Raw genomic sequence first — 10,485 nt, forward strand, 5'->3', positions numbered from 1 at the left:
CGGACGGGCTGGAATACCGTTTGGAATACCTGAATGGCTGGAACTCAAAAAATCTCAGAAGACCGCAAAAGCGCTGGAGGCCGCGTATTTACTGGATCGCAGGCACAAAAAAAGACGTCCGTGGACGTCTTTAGATGTTGAAGTGGTGGAGCCGGGGGGATTTGAACCCCCGTCCGCCAGTACTCCGCTGTCGGTACTACATGCTTAGCCGTGTCAACTGAGTTAACCCGCGGCCGCCCGACGGGCAGGGTGCTTTGGGCGAGTTGTGTAAGTTTTAGCCACTTCGTCCACAACGTACTACGCGGCGATCCTGTTCTATATGACAATCATTTTGGGTTTACAGGCATCCCCTGATGATTGCTGGAGCCGAAGCTACCAGAAGGGAGAGCTAGGCTGCTTACGCAGCGATAGCGTAGTCCCCGTAGGTTTCGTCATTGGCAACTATAAAAGTTGCAACAGTGGATTTACGAGTTCTGTTACCAACTCGGCATGCACCTAAAGTTTCGCTACCGGCGTCGAATCCTAATCGGCCCCGTGCCAGCTCTACAAAAGCAGCCAGCGAGCTCAGTGTACGCGAAAGTGACGCCCAAGGCCAACCCGAAGGTTGGCCTTGGCGGTGGTCAGCCCTTGCCACCTTTCATGGAGTCCTCCAGGACCTTCAGGGCTTCGGTGGTTTTGTCGATGCAATCCTTGGCCTTGCCGGCGGCTTTATCCTTCTCGGCCCCTTCCTTCAACGTCTTCAGTTGATTCATGGCGCCGTCGTCAAGTGAAATGGTGTCGGACATCGAATTGTTGAGCTGAGTGAGATTCGATGTACACAAGTTCATATCATCGGCAAAGGCAGGGGAAGCCAGAAATACGGCGGTAATGATCAATCCGGAAATTGCAGAACGTTTCATGTGAATCTCCTTGAACGGTGATCCAGCAGGGTTGGTGGCTTGGCCTTGAGAGTGGTCAGCCCTTGCCACCCTTACTAAAGCTTTCCGCGGCCTTCCTTGCCTGCTGAATCACGGCGACGCATGTCTTGTAATCGCCTTTTGCAGTAGCTGCCGTGGCTTCTTTCTTGGCATCCTTCAGTTGGTTATTCATCGCATCGTCATTTATGACAGTGCTATTCATGAAGTTGTCCAACTGTGCCATTTCCGAGTCGCACAAGCCTTTGTCATCGGCAAAGACGGGCGAGGCCAGCAGAACGGTGGTGATGATCAATCCGGAAATCGCAGTTCGTTTCATGTGAATCTCCTTGAGCGGTGATCCAGCCTGGGTTGAATTGCAGGGTGAAAGGGGCGTGCTTACTGGCCCTCCTGGGCTTTGGCCAGGACATCGTTGGCTTTTTCAATTGCATCATTGCAGGCGTCTTCATTACCGGCTTTTTGAGCCTTCTCGGCCTGCCCCATGAGCTTTTCCAGTTCAACCTTGGCCGTCTTGTCGATGTAGCTGGTTGCGGCATCGACATCGTCCTTGAGCGCTTCCAGGCTCGACGCGCAATCCTCTTCGTCATCGGCAGCAAACACCGGAGAAGCAAACGGAGAGGCCAACAACGCAGCGGTAATGAACAAGCCGAAAATCGCAGTACGCTTCATACGAATCTCCTTGAACGGTGATCCAGCGCAGGTTGAGGTGTCGCGTGAACGGCTTTGGCCCCCATTCCAAGGCTTATAACGACAGACCGCGGCATTGGGGAGGGGTTCTATTTGTATAGAGCAATAGGGCAAAAATGCCACTTTTTGCCCGTATTCAAGCCGGGCGTGCACGCGTTACCCGATCGACCAGATAGACCAGTCCGTGGTAATCGATCCCGCCATGCTCGGACAGGCCGATCTCGCAGGTACGGCTGGTGGATATACCTTCACTGCAATACTGCACGGCATCCTTGAGGGTGCGCAGGGCATGGGCGTTGAGTTCGGGGGTGGTGAAGCCCTTGTCGCCGGCGAAGCCGCAGCAGTGGATGCCTTCGGGAATGACCACCTGCTTGCTGCAACGCCTGGCCAGGTCGATCAAGGCCTGGCTTTCACCCAAGTGCTGGGTGCTGCAGGTGATATGAACGGCAATCGGTTCCTCCTGTGGGGTGAACACCAGTTTGTCGAGCAGATGGCTGCGGATGAAACGCACGGGATCGTAGAGGTCCAGGCGCGTATCGCCCAGATCCTGGACCAGGCGCAAGGTGCAGGGACTGGTGTCGCAATAGATCGGGTCGAGGCCTCCGCGACTGGCGTGGAGCAGGGCGCCGATCAGTTCCTGACGCTTGTGTTCGGCTTGTTCGGCATAGCCTTTGGAGGCGAAGGGCTGGCCGCAGCACAGGCTTTGCTGATTGTCGGGGAAGACCACTTGATAGCCGGCCTTTTCCAGCAGGCCGCGGGTCTTGTCGAGCAGTGACATCTGCTCGCGGTCCCCGGCTGCCGGCCCCATGACTCGTGATACGCAAGCGGCCAGGTACACCACGCGCGGGCGCGAATCATTGCTTGGCGGGCTGAAGCGAATGGCGCGTTCCGGCTGCGGCATGGCGGCGCTCCACCGGGGTATGCGGCCGGCACTGGCCTTGCTGATTTTTGCCGACAGCCAGGCCAGACGCGGTGCGCCGAGCAGCATGCGGGCGCCATTGGCCGCATGCAGGGTAAAGCGCGCACCTTGCAAAACCGTGTCGAAATGATTGGCCAGCCAATCGGCAGTCTTCACATTGTTGGCACTGCGGCTGCGAAGTTTTTTCACCAGCTCGCCGGTGTTGATCCCGACCGGGCAACGTTGCGCGCACAAGCCGGTGGCGGCGCAGGTGTCGAGACCCTGGTACTGGAAGTCGCGCTCCAGTTCGTCGGTGTTGATCCCGGCGCGTTTTTTCGCCTGAATGTCGCGCCACATGACGATGCGCTGGCGCGGGCTCAGGGTCAGTCCCCTGGACGGGCAAACCGGCTCGCAGAAACCGCACTCGATGCACTTGTCGACGATCTCGTCGGCGGCGGGTAATGGCTTGAGATGCTTGAGGTGGATCTGTGGATCGTCGCTGAGCACCACATCCGGGTTGAGAATGCCGGTGGGGTCGAGCAGGCGCTTGAGCTGCCACATCAGTTGATAGGCATCATGACCCCATTCCAGTTCGACGAAGGGCGCCATGTTGCGGCCCGTGCCGTGTTCGGCCTTGAGCGAGCCGCCGAATTCGACAGCCACCAGGTGCGCGACATCGTCCATGAACGCCTGGTAGCGCGCGACTTCATCAGGGTTGTTGAAGCCCTGGGTGAAGACAAAATGCAGATTGCCCTCCAATGCATGGCCGAACAGGATCGCCTCGTCGTAGCGGTGCTTTTCGAACAGGGCGATCAGGCGGTTCACGCCAACGGCCAATTGCTCCACCGGGAAAGTGACGTCCTCGATGATGACGGTGGTGCCGGTCTTGCGCACGGCTCCGACTGCCGGGAAAGTGTCCTTGCGGATCGCCCAGAGGCGGGCGTTTTCAGTCGGGTCTTCGGTGAAGTCGACCTGCTTCTCCACCGCAAACCCTTCGAGCGACGCCATGATCCGGGCCAGTTGCTCATGCAGCATTGCCTGGGACGCCGCACGGGATTCGATTAGCAGCGCGCAGGCGTTGTCCGACAGCTGCCGGACGAAGGCCGGCATGCCCGGCTTGTCCTGCACCGAGCGCAGGCTGCGGCGATCGAGCAATTCCACGGCCGAGACCGGCTGGTTTTTCAATACCGTGACGGCGTTGCAGCAGGTTTCCACGTCGGGGAAAACAATGAGCGCCGAGGCTTTGTTGGGGTGATCGATCACCGTGTCGTAGGTCACCGCGCTGATAAAGCCCAGGGTGCCTTCGGAGCCGACCAGCAGGTGGCTGAGGATGTCCAGGGGCTCGTCGTAGTCGACCAGGGCGTTGAGCGACAGGCCGGTGGTGTTCTTCAATCGATACTTGTGGCGGATCTTCGTCGCCAGTGCGCTATTGGCGCGGGTCTCGCGGCCCAGGCGGGCGAGCTCATCGAGCAAGCTTGCATGGCTTTGGCGAAAGTGGGCGATGCTGGCAGCGTCTTCGGTGTCAAGGCGCGTGCCGTCGGTCAGCACCAGGCGCATCCCGGCCAATGTGTGATAGGTGTTCTGGGCGGTGCCGCAGCACATCCCACTGGCATTGTTGGCAACGATACCGCCGATCTTGCAGGCGTTGATCGAGGCCGGGTCAGGGCCGATCTTGCGCCCGAACGGGGCCAGCCAGGCGTTGGCCTGGGCACCGATGACGCCGGGTTGCAGGCGGATCTTCAGGCCATTTTGGCGAATCTCGCGACCGTTCCAGTTGTCACCGAGCACGAGCAATACGGAGTCGCTGATCGCCTGTCCGGACAGGCTGGTGCCGGCGGCGCGGAAGGTCACCGCCACCTGTTCCCGGTGAGCCAGCTTGAGCAGGGCCACCACTTCCTCTTCCGATTCGACGCGGATCACCAGTTTGGGAATCAGCCGATAGAAGCTGGCGTCGGTGCCGAACGCCAGGGTCGAGGTTGGATCGTCGAAACGGCGTTCGCGGGGAATCAGCCGCTCGGCCTCACGGAGAAAACCAGCGGGCAGGCTCATTGGTCCTCCAGGATCAATACCACCAGGTCTTTCGGGCCGTGCGCGCCATAGGCCAGCACTTGTTCGATGTCGGCGGTCTTTGACGGGCCGGAGATCAGCAGGGCATTGGTTGGCATGCCCTCGGCCCATTTGTGCTGTTGCTGGACCTGATAGAAATTGTCGAGGATTTCACTGGCCTTGAGCAGGGCGAAATGCACCGGTGGCACCAGGCTCATCAGGCGCGGTTCTTCACGGGTCGGCCAGACGATCAGGCTGCCGGTGGCAGCAATGGCGCCGAGGGTTCCGGTCAGGCTGGCCGGAGTGTCATTGAACAGCTCGGCTTTCCATTCTTCCACGGGGCGATCATAGGCCTTGAGTGCTGGAAGACCGGGATGCTGCTGCCAGTATTCGACGACGCGCTGGCCATGGGGCGTGCCCGGGGCAATCAGCAGGCTGGGCAATTGGCGCTCGCGCAGCAGTTGCGCAAGCAGTTGGGGCCAGGCCTGGCCGGTGGTCAGGTGCAGTTCGGTGTGCACCGCTTCCATCAACTTGCGCAGTTGCGCGATGCGTTGTTCGGGCGGGTAGCTCCAGGGTTCGGTCACCAGCGCTTCGTCGAAGTTGTCGGCCAGCGGCGTGGTGCCACTGAGACTCTTGCGCAGTTTGCCGAGAATGTTCTGTTTGGCACTCATCATTGGTCTCCCTGCTTGCCCTGGTGGGCGCGGGCCAGGTCGTGCAGCGAGCGGGCGGCGGGTTTCGGGGCGCTGTGGTTTTGCGTCCAGGGGCCGATATTGCTCGGGGTCAGGTTACGCAGGCGCGTGGCGAAAAAGCCGAACAGGCGATACAAGGCCGGTGAACTGTTGAGTCTGGCCCAGGCGTTCCAGATGAAACGTTCCTTGCGCGAGTATTTGCTGCCCTGGCCGCGCATGACCTGATTGGGGCTGTCCGGCGCCTTGACGTTCTCTTCGCGCAGGCGGCGCAGCAGTGACGGAATCGGGATTTTTACCGGGCAGACTTCACCGCAGGCGCCGCACAGAGAAGATGCGCTCGGGTGGTCCGGGACCTTGGCCAGGCCGACCATGTGCGGGGTAATGATCTTGCCGATCGGGCCGGGGTAGACCTCGCCATAGGCGTGGCCGCCAATGCGGGTGTAGACCGGGCAGTGGTTCATGCAGGCGCCGCAGCGGATGCAGTTGAGGGTCTGGCGCAATTCGCTGTCGGCAAACGCCTGGCTGCGGCCGTTGTCGAGCAGGACCAGGTGCACTTCCTGCGGGCCATCGAGTTCATGGGCCTTGCGCGGGCCGGAGATCATGTTGACGTAGGTGGTGATCGGCTGGCCAAGGGCCGAGCGGGTCAGCAAGGAAAGCAGCGGGACGACATCGCGCAGGTTCTCGACGACTTTCTCGATACCGGTCACGGCGATATGCACAGGCGGCACGGTGGTCGACATGCGCCCGTTGCCTTCGTTTTCCACCAGAAGCAGGGTGCCGGTTTCGGCCACGGCAAAATTGACTCCGGAAACGCCGATATCGGCTTCGAAGAACTTCTGCCGCAAGACCTTGCGACCGATCTGGATGAGTTGGTCGACGTCCTTGGTGTACTCCACGCCGAGTTTGTCGTGGAACAAGGACGCGACCTGACCGGCATTCTTGTGGATCGCCGGCATAATGATATGAGAAGGCTTCTCGTGGTCGAGCTGGACGATGAATTCGCCCATGTCCGACTCAAGGCATTCAATGCCTTGTTCAGCGAGGACATGGTTCATTTCCATCTCTTCGCTGACCATCGATTTGCCCTTGATCACTTGCCGCGCCTCGTGAGCCCGGATGATCGAGAGGACGAGGTCATTGGCCTCGTCCACCGTTTCCGCCCAGTGTACTTTCACACCGTTGCGGGTCAGGTTCTGTTCCAGTTGCTCGAGCAGGTCGGGCAACTTGGATAAAGCACGTGCGCGAATGGCATTACCCAGGGCGCGCAGATGCTCGCGTTCGTGAGCATCGCTGAAGGCCACGGCGCGCTTGGTCATCAGCGAGTCCATGGCACTGCGAAAGTTGTTGCGCAATTGCGCGTCGCCCAGGGCCTTGTGGGCCCGGGTGCGAAAATCGTCCTGTACCTCGACGGTTGGAATCAGCGTTGGTGCGCTCATTGCCCACCCCCGGTACGCTGCCAGAGGAAGCTGGCCAAGTGTAGCCCGCGAAGTGTTTCGCGCTGTTTCTCCAGAGCGCCATTGATGTTCATCAGGCAGCCACAGTCTGCGCTTAAAACCTGATGTGCGCCGGATTCTTTCAGTGCGCGGGTCTTGTCGGCGACCATCGCCCCCGAGATGTCCGGCATGCGAACGCTGAAGGTTCCGCCAAAGCCACAGCATTCGCTTTCATGGTTGTGCTCGACACGCTCCACATTGCCCAATTGCGCCAACAGCGCGCGCCCATGCAAATGGGTGTTCATTTCCCGCCGTGCCGAGCAGGACGTATGCAGCGCCACCTTGACCGGCTCGCCGCTATCCTTGAACTGCACCTTGCACACATTGAGCAGGAACTCGGCCAGCTCGTACGTCCGGGCCGCCAGGGCCTGGACTTGTTGCAGTGTCGCCGGCTCGTCCTTGAACAAGTCGGCATAGTGTTCCCTGATCATTCCGGCGCAAGAGCCGGACGGCACCACCACCGGAAAGTCCCCGGCAAACAGCGCCAACTGGGACCTGGCCACCTGACGCGCCTGCTCGGTGTAGCCGCTGGTGTAAGCCGGCTGCCCGCAGCAGCTCTGCTCTTGCGGATATTCGACGCGAATGCCTTCGCGCTCGAGCAGATGAATCGCATCCATGCCCGCTTCGGGGTAGAACAGGTCGACCACACAGGTACCGAACAGGTAGACCCGGGCAGGCTTCTCGCTCGGGTATTGGCGTGGTTCAGGCAGTGGCGGTGCGACGCGAGTAGTGTTCGGCACGGCGTTGTAAAAAAGCTCGCTCATCAGGCATTTCTCCGGGTGGGCCCGGTTATCCGTCCAGCGTGCTGCTGAAATATAAGCATTTGAAGCTTTCAGCAGCCTTGCAGACCGGGGTATTGAACAGCTGACGCCGGGTAGCCCGACGTCAGGTTTTTTTCATCAACTGGATCAGTGCACCAACATGCCAGTGAACCAGTACGCCTGGATCAGGGTGATCAAGCCAACGATAGTGGCAAAGAACAGGCTGTGCTTGAGGGTGAAACGGAACAGATCGGATTCCTTGCCGACCAGCCCGGTGGCCGCGCAGGCCACTGCGATCGATTGTGGGGAGATCATCTTGCCGGTCACGCCACCGCTGGTATTGGCTGCAACCAACAAGGTGTCGTTGACGCCGATCTGGTGCGCGGTCGTTGCCTGCAACGAACTGAACAGTGCGTTGGAAGACGTGTCGGAGCCGGTCAGGAATACGCCCAGCCAGCCAAGGAACGGCGAGAAGAACGGGAATGCCGCACCGGTGCCGGCCAATACCAGGGCCATGGTCGAAGACATGCCCGAGTAATTGGTGACGAAGGCAAAGGCCAGCACCATGCCGATCGACAGGATGGGCCAGCGCAGTTCGTAGAATGTTTCCTTGAGAGTGGTCAGACCAATTTTAAGGTTGATCTTCAGTACCCACATCGAAATCAGCGCCGAGAAGAAGATCGCGGTGCCGGTGGCTGAAACCGGATCGAGCTTGAACACGGCCGGGATGGCGGTCGGCGCAGTCACGATCGGCGCCACCTTGATCACCATCTGATCAAGGTGCGGAATGGCAAAGGTGAACACCCAGCTGTACATCGAACCGCCCGTGGCAAACATGGCCTTGAACGGCTTGAGGGTCCAGATGGTGACCAGTACGGTCAGGATCAGGAACGGCGACCAGGCCTTGAAAATCTCGCCCAGGCTGTACGGCGAAGGGGTGGTGGTGCGTTGCTGGCCGAAACCGCCAGTGGTGCGCACGGCCGCCGCGCCGACGCTGTTTGCGGCCGCTTCTGCACTGCGCTTGGGCTGCCAGACTTTCAGGAACAGGGTCAGGCTGACCAGGCTGACCAGGGCCGAGGTGATGTCCGGCAATTCCGGGCCAATGAAGTTGGAAGTGAAGTACTGGGTCACGGCGAAGCTGAGGCCGGCCACGAGTGCGGCGGGCCAGGTTTCCTTCACGCCGCGCAGGCCGTCCATCATGAATACCAGCCAGAACGGAACGAAGACGGACAGCAATGGCAGCTGGCGACCGGCCATGGCGCCGATCTTCATGGCGTCGATGCCGGTGACCTGGCCCGCAACGATGATCGGGATGCCCAGGGCGCCGAAGGCCACCGGTGCGGTGTTGGCGATCAGGCACAGGCCAGCCGCATACAGCGGGTTGAAGCCAAGACCCACCAGCAGCGCTGCGGTGATGGCAACCGGTGCGCCGAAACCTGCCGCACCTTCAAGGAAAGCGCCGAAGCAGAAACCGATCAGCAAGACCTGCAGGCGCTGGTCGTCGGTGATCGACAGGACCGAGCTGCGAATGATCTCGAACTGGCCGCTCTTGACGGTGAGTTTGTAGAGGAAAACCGCGGCGACGATGATCCAGGCGATTGGCCACAGCCCATAGATAAATCCGTAACCTGCGGCAGCGAGCGCCATGTCGGCCGGCATCTGGAAGGCGAAAATCGCGACCAGGATGGACAGCGCCAGGGTGATGCTGCCTGCGACGTGGCCCTTGAGGCGGAACACGGCCAGCGCCAGGAAGAAGAACACGATCGGGATGACTGCCGCCAGTGCGGACAGGCCAAGACTGCCGAGTGGGCTATAGAGCTGTTGCCAGGTTTGCATATGGGGTGGCCCCTAATTGTTGTTGGGTGCTCGGCATTGGAAACTCTTCATTGGAAGCTCTTTATTGAAAAGATTGGTAATACCAATTTACAATGTCGATGCGCTAGGTTAGAAGCCTTGCTGTCGGTGTGTCAATTTGCCTCGCTAAAACTTTCGTCGCAAAAGGCGCCTGCCCGACTTCTGGTCGGGTGATGAAAGGCCTTTTTGGGGCGTGTGAGGTGGGCCGCGATAGGCGAGAATAGACAGCCCCGTGAGGCGTCTCGTATGTGGAGAGTGAGAGATGAGTTTCAATCAGGTCCGCCAGCGCCGTTTGTCCGACGATATTGTCGAGCGGCTCGAGGGGATGATTCTTGAAGGGACGCTGAAGGCTGGCGAGCGCTTGCCGGCCGAGCGAGTTCTGGCTGAGCAGTTCGGGGTGTCGCGACCGTCGTTGCGCGAAGCGATTCAGAAGCTGGTGGCCAAGGGCATGCTGGTGAGTCGCCAAGGGGGTGGCAATTACGTGATCGAGTCACTGGGCTCGACGTTCAGCGATCCATTGCTGCAGTTGTTGGAAAACAACCCTGAAGTTCAGCGCGACCTGCTCGAGTTTCGCCATACCCTCGAAGGGTCATGCGCCTACTACGCCGCCCTGCGTGCGACCGAACTGGATCGGGAGCGGCTCAAGGCGGCTTTCGATGCGCTGCAGGACTGTTATACCCGGGGCGACGAGGCGAGTCGGGCCCAGGAAGGGGCGGCCGATGCCAGTTTTCACCTGGCCATTGCCGAGGCCAGCCATAACGCCGTGTTGTTGCACACCATTCGCGGGCTGTTCGACCTGCTCAAGCGCAATGTGGTGACCAATATCGGCGGGATGTACAAACAGCGCAGCGAAACGCGCGACATGCTGATCAATCAGCACCGCGAGCTTTATCAGGCGATCATCGAGGGGCGGGCACAGGATGCGCGGGAAGTGTCCAGTCGACACATTCTGTATGTGCAGGAAGTGCTGGATGAGGTGCGTGAGGAAGTGCAGCGCGTGGCCCGGGCGGAGCGGCGCAAGGGGTTATGACGAATAAGCGGCCGCTTTGCGGCCGATCGCTGGCAAGTCGAGTCGTCGCACCGCAGCTCCCACAGAGATCTTTAGTGAACCCTGTGGGAGCTGGCTTGAACTGGCCTAATAAT

Annotated in this window: 9 protein-coding genes and 1 other RNA gene; 1 reads left to right on the forward strand and 9 read right to left on the reverse strand. The window is 60.0% G+C overall.

All coding sequences use genetic code 11. From position 1 onward, the window contains the following. Window positions 1-143 precede the first annotated feature (143 nt). From ssrA to F2S13_RS27980, 9 genes are all read right to left on the reverse strand, one after another. Window positions 144-534: a transfer-messenger RNA gene (gene ssrA / locus F2S13_RS27940) on the reverse strand. An 86-nt stretch (window positions 535-620) separates the two neighbouring features. After that, window positions 621-899 carry a hypothetical protein gene (locus F2S13_RS27945; RefSeq protein WP_166367054.1) on the reverse strand — a complete coding sequence of 93 codons (279 nt, stop codon included), beginning with the start codon at window positions 897-899 and terminating at the stop codon, window positions 621-623. A 55-nt stretch (window positions 900-954) separates the two neighbouring features. Beyond that, a complete protein-coding gene (locus tag F2S13_RS27950; protein ID WP_166367056.1) occupies window positions 955-1,233 on the reverse strand; it encodes a hypothetical protein in 279 nt (92 codons plus the stop codon). 59 nt (window positions 1,234-1,292) lie between these two features. After that, window positions 1,293-1,583, reverse strand: a complete 291-nt coding sequence (locus F2S13_RS27955) for a hypothetical protein (RefSeq protein WP_178119055.1) — start codon at window positions 1,581-1,583, stop codon at window positions 1,293-1,295. Between the two features lie 154 nt (window positions 1,584-1,737). Beyond that, window positions 1,738-4,548 carry an FAD-binding and (Fe-S)-binding domain-containing protein gene (locus F2S13_RS27960; protein WP_166367058.1) on the reverse strand — a complete coding sequence of 937 codons (2,811 nt, stop codon included), beginning with the start codon at window positions 4,546-4,548 and terminating at the stop codon, window positions 1,738-1,740. Next, window positions 4,545-5,216 (reverse strand): LutC/YkgG family protein, encoded by a 672-nt coding sequence (locus F2S13_RS27965; protein ID WP_166367060.1) that lies wholly within the window; start codon window positions 5,214-5,216, stop codon window positions 4,545-4,547. The genes F2S13_RS27960 and F2S13_RS27965 overlap by 4 nt, the downstream gene beginning before the upstream one ends. Beyond that, window positions 5,216-6,670, reverse strand: coding sequence for a LutB/LldF family L-lactate oxidation iron-sulfur protein (locus F2S13_RS27970; RefSeq protein ID WP_166367062.1), 1,455 nt, complete (start codon window positions 6,668-6,670; stop codon window positions 5,216-5,218). Before F2S13_RS27970 ends, F2S13_RS27965 begins: the two co-directional genes overlap by 1 nt. Further along, window positions 6,667-7,491: a (Fe-S)-binding protein gene (locus F2S13_RS27975; protein WP_166367064.1), complete on the reverse strand. Its 825-nt coding sequence runs from the start codon at window positions 7,489-7,491 to the stop codon at window positions 6,667-6,669. The genes F2S13_RS27970 and F2S13_RS27975 overlap by 4 nt, the downstream gene beginning before the upstream one ends. Before the next feature lie 144 nt (window positions 7,492-7,635). Then, complete coding sequence (locus F2S13_RS27980; RefSeq protein ID WP_166367066.1) at window positions 7,636-9,324, reverse strand: lactate permease LctP family transporter; 1,689 nt, start codon at window positions 9,322-9,324, stop codon at window positions 7,636-7,638. Window positions 9,325-9,604: 280 nt separating this feature from the next. Here F2S13_RS27980 and F2S13_RS27985 point away from each other — a divergent pair, with 280 nt between their 5' ends. Then, window positions 9,605-10,372, forward strand: a complete 768-nt coding sequence (locus F2S13_RS27985; protein ID WP_166367068.1) for an FCD domain-containing protein — start codon at window positions 9,605-9,607, stop codon at window positions 10,370-10,372. The last annotated feature ends 113 nt before the right edge of the window (window positions 10,373-10,485 follow it).

It is taken from the genome of Pseudomonas akapageensis (genome assembly GCF_011355085.1).
Classification (GTDB): Bacteria; Pseudomonadota; Gammaproteobacteria; order Pseudomonadales; family Pseudomonadaceae; genus Aquipseudomonas; species Aquipseudomonas akapageensis.